General features: G+C 55.4%; 8 protein-coding genes, 2 tRNA genes and 4 rRNA genes. 10 read left to right on the forward strand and 4 right to left on the reverse strand.

What is annotated here, in order from left to right:
* Nucleotides 1–20: 20 nt before the first annotated feature.
* The 4 genes from ACA051_RS00565 to ACA051_RS00580 all read right to left on the reverse strand — a co-directional run bounded on the left by ACA051_RS00565 (nucleotide 21) and on the right by ACA051_RS00580 (nucleotide 4252).
* Nucleotides 21–1457 carry an NAD(P)(+) transhydrogenase (Re/Si-specific) subunit beta gene (locus ACA051_RS00565; RefSeq protein WP_497373073.1) on the reverse strand — a complete coding sequence of 479 codons (1437 nt, stop codon included), beginning with the start codon at nucleotides 1455–1457 and terminating at the stop codon, nucleotides 21–23.
* Nucleotides 1457–1780 carry an NAD(P) transhydrogenase subunit alpha part 2 gene (locus ACA051_RS00570; RefSeq protein WP_003187010.1) on the reverse strand — a complete coding sequence of 108 codons (324 nt, stop codon included), beginning with the start codon at nucleotides 1778–1780 and terminating at the stop codon, nucleotides 1457–1459. Before ACA051_RS00570 ends, ACA051_RS00565 begins: the two co-directional genes overlap by 1 nt.
* Before the next feature lie 15 nt (nucleotides 1781–1795).
* Entirely contained in the window at nucleotides 1796–2917 is a 1122-nt protein-coding gene (locus tag ACA051_RS00575) for a Re/Si-specific NAD(P)(+) transhydrogenase subunit alpha (RefSeq protein WP_461983374.1), read from the reverse strand.
* Nucleotides 2918–3352: 435 nt separating this feature from the next.
* A complete protein-coding gene (locus tag ACA051_RS00580) occupies nucleotides 3353–4252 on the reverse strand; it encodes a LysR family transcriptional regulator (protein WP_219094784.1) in 900 nt (299 codons plus the stop codon).
* 157 nt (nucleotides 4253–4409) lie between these two features.
* On the opposite strand from ACA051_RS00580, the gene ACA051_RS00585 reads away from it, so the two are divergent.
* The 10 genes from ACA051_RS00585 to ACA051_RS00630 all read left to right on the forward strand — a co-directional run bounded on the left by ACA051_RS00585 (nucleotide 4410) and on the right by ACA051_RS00630 (nucleotide 15149).
* A complete protein-coding gene (locus ACA051_RS00585; protein WP_497373075.1) occupies nucleotides 4410–5591 on the forward strand; it encodes an acyl-CoA dehydrogenase in 1182 nt (393 codons plus the stop codon).
* Nucleotides 5592–5604: 13 nt separating this feature from the next.
* Complete coding sequence (locus tag ACA051_RS00590; RefSeq protein ID WP_497306830.1) at nucleotides 5605–6825, forward strand: CaiB/BaiF CoA transferase family protein; 1221 nt, start codon at nucleotides 5605–5607, stop codon at nucleotides 6823–6825.
* A gap of 29 nt (nucleotides 6826–6854) precedes the next feature.
* Nucleotides 6855–7175, forward strand: coding sequence for a hypothetical protein (locus ACA051_RS00595; RefSeq protein ID WP_497306832.1), 321 nt, complete (start codon nucleotides 6855–6857; stop codon nucleotides 7173–7175).
* Nucleotides 7176–7467: 292 nt separating this feature from the next.
* A 16S ribosomal RNA gene (locus tag ACA051_RS00600) occupies nucleotides 7468–9006 on the forward strand.
* Between the two features lie 82 nt (nucleotides 9007–9088).
* Nucleotides 9089–9165, forward strand: a tRNA-Ile gene (locus tag ACA051_RS00605).
* A 27-nt stretch (nucleotides 9166–9192) separates the two neighbouring features.
* Nucleotides 9193–9268, forward strand: a tRNA-Ala gene (locus ACA051_RS00610).
* A 249-nt stretch (nucleotides 9269–9517) separates the two neighbouring features.
* Nucleotides 9518–12409, forward strand: a 23S ribosomal RNA gene (locus ACA051_RS00615).
* Between the two features lie 173 nt (nucleotides 12410–12582).
* Nucleotides 12583–12698, forward strand: a 5S ribosomal RNA gene (gene rrf, locus ACA051_RS00620).
* 107 nt (nucleotides 12699–12805) lie between these two features.
* Nucleotides 12806–12921: ribosomal RNA gene (rrf, locus tag ACA051_RS00625) — 5S ribosomal RNA — on the forward strand.
* Together the 16S, 23S and 5S rRNA genes with 2 tRNA genes alongside form the textbook arrangement of a ribosomal RNA operon.
* 347 nt (nucleotides 12922–13268) lie before the next feature.
* Nucleotides 13269–15149: a methyl-accepting chemotaxis protein gene (locus ACA051_RS00630; protein ID WP_497306833.1), complete on the forward strand. Its 1881-nt coding sequence runs from the start codon at nucleotides 13269–13271 to the stop codon at nucleotides 15147–15149.
* Nucleotides 15150–15191 lie beyond the last annotated feature (42 nt).

Raw genomic sequence — 15191 nt, forward strand, 5'->3', positions numbered from 1 at the left:
GTATTGCGTTGGAGCAGGTTTTACTCGACAGCTTTGACCATGTCTTCGATGACTTTCTTGGCGTCGCCGAAGACCATCATGGTTTTGTCGAGGTAGAACAGTTCGTTGTCCAGACCGGCATAGCCGCTGGCCATCGAGCGCTTGTTGACGATGATGGTCTTGGCCTTGAACGCTTCGAGAATCGGCATACCGGCAATCGGCGATTTCGGGTCGTTCTTCGCGGCCGGGTTGACCACGTCGTTGGCGCCGAGCACCAGCACCACGTCGGCCTGGCCGAACTCGGAATTGATGTCTTCCATCTCGAACACCTGGTCGTAAGGCACTTCTGCCTCAGCCAGCAAAACGTTCATGTGCCCAGGCATACGACCGGCAACCGGGTGGATCGCGTACTTCACGGTGACGCCGCGATGGGTCAGCTTCTCGGTCAACTCTTTAAGCGCATGTTGCGCCCGAGCGACCGCCAGGCCGTAACCCGGAACGATGATCACGGTGTCGGCGTTGGTCAGCAGGAAGGTCGCGTCGTCAGCCGAACCGGACTTCACCGGGCGGGCTTCTTTCGAACCGGCCGGGCCAGCCGGGTCCGCCGTGTTGCCGAAACCACCAAGCAGTACATTAAAGAAGGAGCGGTTCATCGCCTTGCACATGATGTACGAGAGGATCGCACCGGACGAACCCACCAGAGAACCCGCGATGATCAGCATCGAGTTGTTCAGCGAGAAGCCGATACCTGCCGCTGCCCAGCCGGAGTAGCTGTTGAGCATCGACACCACTACCGGCATGTCTGCACCGCCGATCGGGATGATGATCAGCACACCCAGCACGAAAGCCAGGGCCAGCATCAGTGCGAAGGCACTGAGGTTGCCGGTCAGCATGAAGGTGATGCCCAGCGCCAGTGTGGCCAGACCCAGCAACAGGTTCAGCTTGTGCTGGCCACCGAACTGTACCGGAGCGCCCTGGAAAAGGCGGAACTTGTACTTGCCCGACAGCTTGCCGAACGCGATCACCGAACCGGAGAAGGTGATTGCACCGATGGCCGCACCGAGAAACAGCTCCAGACGGTTACCGGCCGGAATCGCATCACCGAGTTGCTTGACGATGCCCAGCGATTGCGGCTCAACGACAGCTGCGATCGCAATGAACACCGCGGCCATACCAATCATGCTGTGCATGAAGGCGACGAGTTCCGGCATCTTGGTCATTTCAACGCGCTTAGCCATGATCGAGCCGGCAGTGCCGCCGACCAGCAAGCCGACGATGACATAGCCGATGCCAGCGGTGGCCAGCTCCGCGCCCAGCTTATAGATGAGGCCGACTGTGGTGAGGATCGCCAACGCCATGCCGAGCATGCCGTATACGTTGCCGCGCCGCGATGTGGTCGGGTGCGACAGGCCTTTAAGGGCCTGGATGAAGCAGATCGACGCGATCAAGTAGAGCGTCGTTACAAGATTCATGCTCATTACTTGGGCGCCTCTTCTTTTACGGCTTTCGGGGCTTTTTTCTTGAACATCTCAAGCATCCGGCGGGTCACCAGGAAGCCACCAAACACGTTCACTGCAGCCAGAGCCACCGCGAGTGTGCCCATGGTCTTGCCCAGGGGCGTTACGGTCAAAGCCGCGGCCAGCATGGCGCCGACGATGACAATCGCCGAGATCGCGTTGGTCACCGCCATTAATGGCGTGTGCAGTGCAGGCGTAACGTTCCAGACCACGTGATACCCGACATAAATCGCCAGCACGAAGATGATCAGGTTGTAGATACCGGGGGAGATAAGCTCTTCCATCGTCTGAATCCCTGCTTAGGCGTTTTTGCGGATGACTTGGCCGTCGCGGCACATCAGGCACGCGGCGACGATGTCGTCTTCGAGGTTGATCTCGAACTGGCCTTCTTTGTTGAAGACCAGCTTCAGGAAGTCCAGCAGGTTGCGTGCGTACAGGGCCGAAGCGTCTGCCGCGACAGCACCGGCCAGATTGGTCGGGCCGCAAATGGTCACGCCATTCTCGACCACGACCTGGTCGGCCACGGTGAGCGGGCAGTTGCCGCCCTGGGCTGCGGCGAGGTCGATGACCACCGAGCCTGGCTTCATTTGCGCCACGGTTTCCGCGCTCAACAGCGTCGGCGCCTTGCGGCCCGGGATCAGTGCGGTGGTGATGACGATGTCAGCCTGTTTGGCGCGTTCGTGCACGGCCAGGGCCTGACGTTGCATCCAGCTGGCGGGCATTGGCCGGGCGTAACCGCCGACACCGACAGCGCATTCGCGCTCTTCATCGGTTTCATACGGCACGTCGACGAATTTGGCGCCGAGGGATTCAATCTGCTCCTTTACCGCAGGACGAACGTCAGACGCTTCGATCACCGCCCCCAGACGTTTCGCCGTGGCGATCGCCTGCAAACCCGCAACGCCAGCGCCAAGAATCAGAACGCGCGCCGCTTTCACGGTGCCCGCAGCCGTCATCAGCATCGGCATGAAGCGTGGGTAGTGGTGAGCGGCCAGCAACACGGCTTTGTAGCCGGCGATGTTCGCTTGGGAAGACAGCACATCCAGGCTTTGAGCGCGGGAGGTGCGCGGAGCCGCTTCCAGCGCGAACGCGGTAATGCCGCACTCAGCCAGCTTGGCAATGGTTTCATTGCTGAACGGGTTGAGCATGCCCACCACAACGGTGCCGCTTTTAATCAGCGTCAGCTCGCTGTCGCTGGGGGCGACCACCTTGAGAATCAGCTCGGCACCAAACGCATCGTTGGCGCTGCCAATCATTGCGCCTGCCGCTTCATAAGCACTGTCGACAACGCTGGCATTAATGCCGGCGCCGCTTTGCACAGTGACTTTATGACCCTGGCCGATCAGCTTCTTGATGGTTTCCGGGGTTGCAGCAACCCGTGTTTCACCCGTCTGGGTTTCGAGAGGAACACCAATGTGCACGTCAAATCTCCTGCGTGATCTTATTGAGTAAACCCAGGCACTTCGGATGGTGCGGCTGGGGCGGCCGATCAGCACGATCCCGCCAAATCTAGGCGGGGCGCGGCATTTTGCAGGCGAACTTTGTGGCCTTCAAGGGATTATGACGGGTGACGGAAAATTAACTACAAGTCACCCCGTGACCGAATGTCGCAACCAGCCGCCTCAATCCCTTGTAGGCCGTGCCTTGTAACGATTCTGGCCGAATTTGAAGAATTTACACATCGGCACGGTGAATGAGGCGTCATTGCTGGTGAATAGAGGCTCAAAGCCACGTCGGCAGGCACTTGTGGGACGTTTGTACTGGTTGTCGGTACAGTCTGCGAATATGCGACAAATACGTATATCTGTAGGGTTTTGATTTTGCTGACTACAGGGTCAGCTAAAAGGTGTAAGCCTTTACCCTTCTAGGCTGTAGCTTTGTGCCTGGGTGACCAGCCAATCGCGAAATGCTCGTAGAGACGCCGATTCGACCTTTCGCTCCGGAATCATCAAGTAATAAGCCTTGATGCTCGACAGCGCCTGGGTGTTGGCTATTACCAAGCGCTTCTCCGCCAGCTCGCGTTGAATCAGGAATGGCGGAATCAGCGCGATCCCCATGTCGTGCATCGCCGCTTGGGCAAGCATGGAGAATAGCTCGTAGCGCGGTCCTGTCATGTCGCGCGGCACATTCAGGTGCTGGGAGTTGAACCATTGGCGCCAGGCATAAGGGCGTGTGGTCTGTTGCAGCAGGGGCATTTCGGCGATTTCATCGGCTGTCAGATTGGCTTTTTTGCCCAGTAGCGTAGGGCTGCACACCGGCATCGGATTTTCGCCCATCAACCTGTGGGATTCGGTACCCGACCAATCCGCATCACCAAAGTAAATCGCGGCATCGAAGTCGGTATCGGCAAACAGGAAGGGGCGTGTGCGGTTGGTTAGGTTGACCGTCACTTCCGGGTGTTTGTGCTGGAAGTCCTTGAGCCGTGGCAGCAGCCATTGGGTGCCAAAGGTCGGCACGACGGCCAACTCGATCACGTTGGCACCCTGTTGCCCCATCACTGACAAAGTGTCCCGCTCAACCGCGTCGAGCTGGGTGGCTACGCGGCGGCTGTAGGAAAGTCCGGCTTCCGTCAGCTTCACTCCGCGCCGCGAGCGTCGGAAAAGTTCTACGCTGAGGAACTCCTCGAGGCTGGCGATCTGTCGGCAAATGGCGCCTTGAGTGAGCGAAAGCTCCTGCGCCGCTTTGGTAAAGCTCTCATGGCGCGCTGCCGCTTCAAAGCTGATCAGGGCGGTTGTGCTAGGGATTTTCCGACGCATGTACTTCAACCTCACTAATACATCGCATAAAGGCTACTTCGCGACGTTACGGAGTGAGAAATTAGCACAACAGTATGCAAAATCCTCGTTTGCCGTAACGCTGAACCGCGCCTAGGATCAGTCCACGTTATTTGACCCGATTCGAGAGGACACACTCATGGGCGGTAAAGCTAGCTTCAATTGGATCGATCCCCTGCTGCTGGATCAACAGCTCACCGAAGAAGAACGCATGATCCGCGACACTGCCGAGCAATTCGCTCAGCAGAAGCTCGCACCGCGCGTGCTTGAAGCTTTCCGTCATGAGAAGACTGATCCGGCGATCTTCCGCGAGATGGGCGAAGTGGGCCTGTTGGGTGCGACCATTCCCGAGCAGTACGGTGGCAGTGGCCTGAACTACGTCAGCTACGGGCTGATTGCTCGTGAAGTCGAGCGTGTCGACTCCGGCTACCGCTCGATGATGAGTGTGCAGTCCTCGCTGGTCATGGTGCCGATCAATGAATTCGGCACTGAAGCCCAGAAGCAGAAGTACCTGCCGAAACTGGCCTCGGGCGAGTGGATTGGCTGCTTCGGTCTGACGGAGCCTAACCATGGTTCCGACCCGGGCGCGATGATTACGCGTGCACGCAAAGTGGAAGGCGGCTACAGCCTGACCGGCTGCAAGATGTGGATCACCAACAGCCCGATTGCCGATGTGTTCGTGGTTTGGGGTAAGGATGATGCGGGCGACATCCGTGGCTTCGTTCTGGAGAAAGGCTGGAAAGGCCTGAGTGCTCCGGCGATCCATGGCAAGGTTGGCTTGCGTGCATCGATCACCGGCGAGATCGTCATGGACAACGTGTTTGTCCCTGAAGAGAACATTTTCCCTGACGTCCGCGGTTTGAAAGGCCCTTTTACTTGCCTCAACTCAGCGCGCTACGGCATTTCCTGGGGCGCTTTGGGCGCTGCCGAGTTCTGCTGGCACACCGCTCGCCAGTACACCCTGGATCGTCAGCAGTTCGGTCGTCCGTTGGCCGCCACTCAGTTGATCCAGAAGAAACTGGCCGACATGCAGACCGAAATTACCCTGGCGCTGCAAGGCTGCTTGCGTCTGGGTCGCATGAAAGATGAAGGCACTGCGGCAGTCGAGATCACCTCGATGATGAAGCGCAACTCCTGCGGCAAGTCCCTGGACATCGCGCGCATGGCGCGCGACATGTTGGGCGGTAACGGCATTTCCGATGAGTTCGGTGTTGCCCGCCACCTGGTCAACCTGGAAGTGGTGAATACCTATGAAGGTACGCATGACGTCCACGCACTGATCCTCGGTCGCGCGCAGACCGGCATCCAGGCGTTCTATTAATAGGAGAACGTCCATGGGCGCGCTTTCGCATCTACGGGTACTGGATTTATCGCGGGTGCTGGCCGGGCCTTGGGCCGGGCAGATCCTTGCGGACCTTGGCGCCGAAGTGATCAAGGTCGAGCGCCCGGGCAATGGCGACGATACGCGCGCCTGGGGACCGCCCTTCCTGAAAGACGCCTATGGCGAGAACACCAGCGAGGCCGCCTATTACTTGTCTGCCAATCGCAACAAGCAATCGGTGACCATCGACTTCACGCGTCCAGAGGGGCAAAAGTTGGTGCGTGATCTGGCAGCCAAGTCGGACATCCTGATCGAGAACTTCAAGGTTGGTGGCCTGGCGGCTTATGGGTTGGACTATGAGTCGCTTAAAGCCACCAATCCGAATCTGATTTATTGCTCGATTACCGGGTTTGGCCAGACCGGGCCTTACGCCAAGCGTGCGGGTTATGACTTCATGATCCAGGGCTTGGGCGGGCTGATGAGTCTGACCGGTCGACCTGAGGGAGATGAGGGCGCAGGGCCGGTGAAAGTCGGTGTGGCGCTGACAGACATCCTGACCGGGCTCTATTCGACGGTGGCGATCCTTGCTGCGTTGGCCCATAGGAATCATGACGGTGGCGGTCAGCATATCGATATGGCGTTGCTGGATGTTCAGGTTGCGTGCCTGGCCAACCAGGCGATGAACTATCTGACTACGGGAAATGCGCCCAAGCGCCTAGGTAATGCTCATCCGAACATCGTGCCTTATCAGGATTTTCCTACGGCAGATGGCGACTTCATCCTCACCGTGGGCAATGACGGGCAGTTCCGCAAGTTTGCGGAGGTGGCTGGGCAACCTCAGTGGGCGGATGACCCACGCTTCGCGACCAACAAGCTGCGGGTGGCGAATCGTTCGGTGTTGATTCCGCTAATCCGTCAGGCGACCGTCTTCAAGACCACGGCTGAGTGGGTGCTGCAACTGGAGCAGGCGGGTGTGCCATGCGGGCCTATTAATGACTTGGCTCAGATGTTTGCTGATCCTCAGGTCAAGGCGCGTGGCTTGGCGATCGAACTACCCCATGTGTTGGCAGGGATGGTGCCGCAGGTAGCGAGCCCTATTCGCCTGTCGGAAACGCCAGTGGAGTATCGTAATGCGCCTCCGTTATTGGGCGAGCACACGCTGGAGGTTCTGCAGCGGGTGTTGGGTCTGGACGCTGATACGGTCGCCGCTTTCAAAGTGGCAGGGGTACTCTGAAGATTCCTTCTATATAGAAGGGGGTGGTTTTGCCCTCCTATATAGAGGGAATCGGCCTGTTTTCCAGCTTTCTGCAAGTTATTGATAGAAAAGCCAAATCAGGGGTTGACGGCAGATTCTGGAAGTCTATAATTCGCCCCACTTCCGGCGCAGTCGAAACGGAAAACTCCTTGGTAAACAAAGAGTTACGCAGTTTTCGACAGCGAGTTGCTTCAGGTCATCGAAGCCCAGAAGGAGTTGGTCAGGCAGGGTTGTTTAGCTTGATTGACGATTCGATCTTCTCGGTCGAAAGCGGAGAAAAAGAGGTGTTGACAGCAGCGAGTAACGCTGTAGAATTCGCCTCCCGCTAACGAGAGATCGGAAGCGCAAGTGGTTGAAGTTGCAAAGGAAACTTTGAAAACTTCTGAAAATAACCGCTTGACAGCAACAGAGGCTGCTGTAGAATGCGCGCCTCGGTTGAGACGAAAGATCTTAACCAACCGCTCTTTAACAACTGAATCAAGCAATTCGTGTGGGTGCTTGTGGAGTCAGACTGATAGTCAACAAGATTATCAGCATCACAAGTTACTCCGCGAGAAATCAAAGATGTAACCAACGATTGCTGAGCCAAGTTTAGGGTTTCTTAAAAACCCAAAGATGTTTGAACTGAAGAGTTTGATCATGGCTCAGATTGAACGCTGGCGGCAGGCCTAACACATGCAAGTCGAGCGGCAGCACGGGTACTTGTACCTGGTGGCGAGCGGCGGACGGGTGAGTAATGCCTAGGAATCTGCCTGGTAGTGGGGGATAACGCTCGGAAACGGACGCTAATACCGCATACGTCCTACGGGAGAAAGCAGGGGACCTTCGGGCCTTGCGCTATCAGATGAGCCTAGGTCGGATTAGCTAGTTGGTGAGGTAATGGCTCACCAAGGCGACGATCCGTAACTGGTCTGAGAGGATGATCAGTCACACTGGAACTGAGACACGGTCCAGACTCCTACGGGAGGCAGCAGTGGGGAATATTGGACAATGGGCGAAAGCCTGATCCAGCCATGCCGCGTGTGTGAAGAAGGTCTTCGGATTGTAAAGCACTTTAAGTTGGGAGGAAGGGCATTTACCTAATACGTAAGTGTTTTGACGTTACCGACAGAATAAGCACCGGCTAACTCTGTGCCAGCAGCCGCGGTAATACAGAGGGTGCAAGCGTTAATCGGAATTACTGGGCGTAAAGCGCGCGTAGGTGGTTTGTTAAGTTGGATGTGAAATCCCCGGGCTCAACCTGGGAACTGCATTCAAAACTGACAAGCTAGAGTATGGTAGAGGGTGGTGGAATTTCCTGTGTAGCGGTGAAATGCGTAGATATAGGAAGGAACACCAGTGGCGAAGGCGACCACCTGGACTGATACTGACACTGAGGTGCGAAAGCGTGGGGAGCAAACAGGATTAGATACCCTGGTAGTCCACGCCGTAAACGATGTCAACTAGCCGTTGGGAGCCTTGAGCTCTTAGTGGCGCAGCTAACGCATTAAGTTGACCGCCTGGGGAGTACGGCCGCAAGGTTAAAACTCAAATGAATTGACGGGGGCCCGCACAAGCGGTGGAGCATGTGGTTTAATTCGAAGCAACGCGAAGAACCTTACCAGGCCTTGACATCCAATGAACTTTCCAGAGATGGATTGGTGCCTTCGGGAACATTGAGACAGGTGCTGCATGGCTGTCGTCAGCTCGTGTCGTGAGATGTTGGGTTAAGTCCCGTAACGAGCGCAACCCTTGTCCTTAGTTACCAGCACGTAATGGTGGGCACTCTAAGGAGACTGCCGGTGACAAACCGGAGGAAGGTGGGGATGACGTCAAGTCATCATGGCCCTTACGGCCTGGGCTACACACGTGCTACAATGGTCGGTACAGAGGGTTGCCAAGCCGCGAGGTGGAGCTAATCCCAGAAAACCGATCGTAGTCCGGATCGCAGTCTGCAACTCGACTGCGTGAAGTCGGAATCGCTAGTAATCGCGAATCAGAATGTCGCGGTGAATACGTTCCCGGGCCTTGTACACACCGCCCGTCACACCATGGGAGTGGGTTGCACCAGAAGTAGCTAGTCTAACCTTCGGGAGGACGGTTACCACGGTGTGATTCATGACTGGGGTGAAGTCGTAACAAGGTAGCCGTAGGGGAACCTGCGGCTGGATCACCTCCTTAATCGACGACATCAGCTGCTCCATAAGTTCCCACACGAATTGCTTGATTCATTGAAGAAGACGATAAGAAGCAGCCCGAAATTGGGTCTGTAGCTCAGTTGGTTAGAGCGCACCCCTGATAAGGGTGAGGTCGGCAGTTCGAATCTGCCCAGACCCACCAATTTTGTGTGGGAACCTGTAGAAATACGGGGCCATAGCTCAGCTGGGAGAGCGCCTGCCTTGCACGCAGGAGGTCAACGGTTCGATCCCGTTTGGCTCCACCACTACTGCTTCTGTTTGTTGAAAGCTTAGAAATGAGCATTCCATTGTGATGATGGTGAATGTTGATTTCTAGTCTTTGGCTAGATCGTTCTTTAAAAATTTGGGTATGTGATAGAAAGATAGACTGAACGTTACTTTCACTGGTAACGGATCAGGCTAAGGTAAAATTTGTGAGTTACTCTTAACTGAGTATTATCGAATTTTCGGCGAATGTCGTCTTCACAGTATAACCAGATTGCTTGGGGTTATATGGTCAAGTGAAGAAGCGCATACGGTGGATGCCTTGGCAGTCAGAGGCGATGAAAGACGTGGTAGCCTGCGAAAAGCTTCGGGGAGTCGGCAAACAGACTTTGATCCGGAGATGTCTGAATGGGGGAACCCAGCCATCATAAGATGGTTATCTTAAGCTGAATACATAGGCTTAAGAGGCGAACCAGGGGAACTGAAACATCTAAGTACCCTGAGGAAAAGAAATCAACCGAGATTCCCTTAGTAGTGGCGAGCGAACGGGGACTAGCCCTTAAGTGGCTTTGAGATTAGCGGAACGCTCTGGAAAGTGCGGCCATAGTGGGTGATAGCCCTGTACGCGAAAATCTCTTAGTCATGAAATCGAGTAGGACGGAGCACGAGAAACTTTGTCTGAATATGGGGGGACCATCCTCCAAGGCTAAATACTACTGACTGACCGATAGTGAACTAGTACCGTGAGGGAAAGGCGAAAAGAACCCCGGAGAGGGGAGTGAAATAGATCCTGAAACCGTATGCGTACAAGCAGTGGGAGCCCACTTTGTTGGGTGACTGCGTACCTTTTGTATAATGGGTCAGCGACTTATTTTCAGTGGCGAGCTTAACCGAATAGGGGAGGCGTAGCGAAAGCGAGTCTTAATAGGGCGTCTAGTCGCTGGGAATAGACCCGAAACCGGGCGATCTATCCATGGGCAGGTTGAAGGTTGGGTAACACTAACTGGAGGACCGAACCGACTACCGTTGAAAAGTTAGCGGATGACCTGTGGATCGGAGTGAAAGGCTAATCAAGCTCGGAGATAGCTGGTTCTCCTCGAAAGCTATTTAGGTAGCGCCTCATGTATCACTGTAGGGGGTAGAGCACTGTTTCGGCTAGGGGGTCATCCCGACTTACCAAACCGATGCAAACTCCGAATACCTACAAGTGCCGAGCATGGGAGACACACGGCGGGTGCTAACGTCCGTCGTGAAAAGGGAAACAACCCAGACCGTCAGCTAAGGTCCCAAAGTTATGGTTAAGTGGGAAACGATGTGGGAAGGCTTAGACAGCTAGGAGGTTGGCTTAGAAGCAGCCACCCTTTAAAGAAAGCGTAATAGCTCACTAGTCGAGTCGGCCTGCGCGGAAGATGTAACGGGGCTCAAACCATACACCGAAGCTACGGGTATCACTTAGGTGATGCGGTAGAGGAGCGTTCTGTAAGCCTGTGAAGGTGAGTTGAGAAGCTTGCTGGAGGTATCAGAAGTGCGAATGCTGACATGAGTAACGACAATGGGTGTGAAAAACACCCACGCCGAAAGACCAAGGTTTCCTGCGCAACGTTAATCGACGCAGGGTTAGTCGGTCCCTAAGGCGAGGCTGAAAAGCGTAGTCGATGGAAAACAGGTTAATATTCCTGTACTTCTGGTTATTGCGATGGAGGGACGGAGAAGGCTAGGCCAGCTTGGCGTTGGTTGTCCAAGTTTAAGGTGGTAGGCTGGAATCTTAGGTAAATCCGGGATTCTAAGGCCGAGAGCTGATGACGAGTGTTCTTTTAGAACACGAAGTGGTTGATGCCATGCTTCCAAGAAAAGCTTCTAAGCTTCAGGTAACCAGGAACCGTACCCCAAACCGACACAGGTGGTTGGGTAGAGAATACCAAGGCGCTTGAGAGAACTCGGGTGAAGGAACTAGGCAAAATGGCACCGTAACTTCGGGAGAAGGTGCGCCGGTGAGGGTGAAGGACTTGCTCCGTAAGCTCATGCCGGTCGAAGATACCAGGCCGCTGCGACTGTTTATTAAAAACACAGCACTCTGCAAACACGAAAGTGGACGTATAGGGTGTGACGCCTGCCCGGTGCCGGAAGGTTAATTGATGGGGTTAGCTAACGCGAAGCTCTTGATCGAAGCCCCGGTAAACGGCGGCCGTAACTATAACGGTCCTAAGGTAGCGAAATTCCTTGTCGGGTAAGTTCCGACCTGCACGAATGGCGTAACGATGGCGGCGCTGTCTCCACCCGAGACTCAGTGAAATTGAAATCGCTGTGAAGATGCAGTGTATCCGCGGCTAGACGGAAAGACCCCGTGAACCTTTACTATAGCTTTGCACTGGACTTTGAATTTGCTTGTGTAGGATAGGTGGGAGGCTTTGAAGCGTGGACGCCAGTTCGCGTGGAGCCAACCTTGAAATACCACCCTGGCAACTTTGAGGTTCTAACTCAGGTCCGTTATCCGGATCGAGGACAGTGTATGGTGGGTAGTTTGACTGGGGCGGTCTCCTCCTAAAGAGTAACGGAGGAGTACGAAGGTGCGCTCAGACCGGTCGGAAATCGGTCGTAGAGTATAAAGGCAAAAGCGCGCTTGACTGCGAGACAGACACGTCGAGCAGGTACGAAAGTAGGTCTTAGTGATCCGGTGGTTCTGTATGGAAGGGCCATCGCTCAACGGATAAAAGGTACTCCGGGGATAACAGGCTGATACCGCCCAAGAGTTCATATCGACGGCGGTGTTTGGCACCTCGATGTCGGCTCATCACATCCTGGGGCTGAAGCCGGTCCCAAGGGTATGGCTGTTCGCCATTTAAAGTGGTACGCGAGCTGGGTTTAGAACGTCGTGAGACAGTTCGGTCCCTATCTGCCGTGGACGTTTGAGATTTGAGAGGGGCTGCTCCTAGTACGAGAGGACCGGAGTGGACGAACCTCTGGTGTTCCGGTTGTCACGCCAGTGGCATTGCCGGGTAGCTATGTTCGGAATAGATAACCGCTGAAAGCATCTAAGCGGGAAACTAGCCTCAAGATGAGATCTCACTGGGACCTTGAGTCCCCTGAAGGGCCGTCGAAGACTACGACGTTGATAGGTTGGGTGTGTAAGCGCTGTGAGGCGTTGAGCTAACCAATACTAATTGCCCGTGAGGCTTGACCATATAACACCCAAGCAATTTGCAAGCTTTGAGCTGAAAAGCGAAAGAGCACCAGATTGCGGTGTGTGAAGACGAAACGAACCGAAAGTTCGAAAGACTCACAAAACACCGAGATCTATCACATACCCATTCGCTGGAGCGTAATCCGTAAGGAGAACGACCTGGCTACCGAATTTCTTGACGACCATAGAGCATTGGAACCACCTGATCCCATCCCGAACTCAGCAGTGAAACGATGCATCGCCGATGGTAGTGTGGGGTTTCCCCATGTGAGAGTAGGTCATCGTCAAGATTAAATTCCGAAACCCCTATCTGCGTATGCAGGTAGGGGTTTTGTTTTAGTAGAAGTCACCAATTTTTCTGGCACGTTACGACTTTAACGGGCTGGTTACAGAATTTCTTGACGACCATAGAGCATTGGAACCACCTGATCCCATCCCGAACTCAGCAGTGAAACGATGCATCGCCGATGGTAGTGTGGGGTTTCCCCATGTGAGAGTAGGTCATCGTCAAGATTGAATTCCGAAACCCCTGTCTGCTAACGCAGACAGGGGTTTTGTCGTTTTAGCTCCATAAACTTCGGGCCATTGTCCCCGGCGTGACATGCCACATCTGCGTCACGTCCTTCCCCAGCATTCCCAAGTATTCAAGAAGTACATCGACCGCCAACCGCGCTAGCACGCCGTCCGGCGGGAATATCGATCATTTCGTACAAACCCCTAAGATTTCTCCGACTGGTGCCGACAGACTGGTGAGACATGCGTGCACCAAAGTAGAGCGGCCGAAGAATGCCGCCTGCGCTGTTACATGGAATGTTGCACCTGGAACGCATCCCCACTTTTTGCATAAGAAGTCCCATGAAATGAATCTCAAATTCAGCCATAAAATCCTTCTGGCCGCCTCTGGCGTCGTGGTGCTGGCTTTTGCGTTGTTCACTTTGTACAACGACTATCTGCAGCGAAACACCATCCGGCAAAACCTCGAATCCTCCGTCCAGCAAGCCGGCGATTTGACCGCCAGCAGCGTGCAGAACTGGATGAGCGGCCGTGTGTTGGTGCTGGAAAACCTCGCACAGAACGTCGCTCATCAAGGCGCCAATGCGGACCTTCCAGGCCTGGTGGATCAACCGGCCTTCACCTCGAACTTCCAGTTCACCTACGTTGGCCAGGCCAATGGCGTGTTCACCCAACGTCCTGACGCGAGGATGCCGGACGGTTACGATCCGCGTCAGCGCCCTTGGTACAAACAAGCAGTGGCTGCCGACAAGACTATGCTGACGCCGCCGTACATGGCCGCCGTCGGTGGGTTGGTGGTGACGATCGCCATGCCGGTGAAAAAGAACGGCGAATTGCTCGGCGTGGTTGGCGGTGATCTGAGCCTGGAGACCCTGGTGAAGATCATCAACTCGGTGGACTTCGGTGGCATCGGCCACGCGTTCCTGGTCAGTGCCGACGGTCAGGTGATCGTCAGCCCGGACAAAGACCAGGTGATGAAAAACCTGAAGGACATTTATCCAAACTCTGGCGTACGCATCGAGAAGGGCAATCAGGACGTCACCCTGAACAAGCAGGACCGCATCCTCTCGTTCACCCCGGTGAGCGGTTTGCCAAATGCCGAGTGGTACATCGGTCTGTCGATCGATAAGGACAAGGCCTACGCACCACTGAGCCAATTCCGTACCTCGGCGCTGATCGCCATGTTTATCGCCGTCAGCGTTATTGCGGTGCTGTTGAGCCTGCTGATCAACGTGCTGATGCGTCCGCTGACCACCATGGGCCGCGCGATGCAGGACATCGCCCAGGGCGAAGGCGACCTGACCCGTCGTCTGGCCGTGGAAAGCAAAGACGAGTTCGGCGAGTTGGGCGGTTCGTTCAACCAGTTCGTGGAGCGGATTCACGCGTCGATTTCCGAAGTGTCCTCGGCGACCCGTCAAGTCCACGATTTGTCGCAACGGGTGATGGCATCGTCCAACGCCTCAATCGTCGGCTCCGACGAGCAAAGCGCGCGCACCAACAGCGTGGCTGCCGCCATCAACCAATTGGGTGCCGCCACCCAGGAAATCGCCCGCAATGCTGCCGATGCTTCGCAGCATGCAAGCGGTGCGAGCGAGCAGGCGGATGATGGTCGTCAGGTCGTGGAGAAAACCATCCTGGCCATGACCGAGTTGTCGCAGAAAATCAGCCTGTCCTGCACCCAGATCGAAACCCTGAATGCGAGTACTGACAACATCGGGCACATTCTGGATGTGATCAAAGGCATCTCCCAGCAGACCAACTTGCTCGCGCTCAACGCCGCCATCGAAGCGGCGCGTGCCGGTGAAGCCGGTCGTGGTTTTGCGGTCGTGGCGGACGAAGTGCGCAACCTGGCGCATCGCACGCAGGAGTCGGCGGAAGAGATCCACAAGATGATCACCTCGCTGCAGATCGGTTCTCGCGAAGCGGTGACGACCATGAATGCCAGTCAGGTCTCCAGCGAAGAGAGTGTTGAAGTAGCCAATCAGGCGGGCCTGCGCTTGGTCAGCGTGACCCAGCGCATCGGCGAAATCGACGGCATGAACCAGTCGGTGGCGGCGGCGACCGAAGAGCAGACGGCGGTAGTGGAAACCCTTAACGTCGACGTCAACCAGATCAACTTGCTGAACCAGCAGAGCGTGGCCAACCTCAATGAAACGTTGAAGGATTGTGATGCGTTGTCGTTGCAGGCGAATCGGTTGAAGCAGTTGGTGGACAGCTTCAAGATCTGATTCGGGTCAGTTCTGCTGCGTTATCGTTCTTCGCGGGCAAGC

The sequence above is a fragment of the Pseudomonas sp. LBUM1669 genome, from assembly GCF_059695705.1.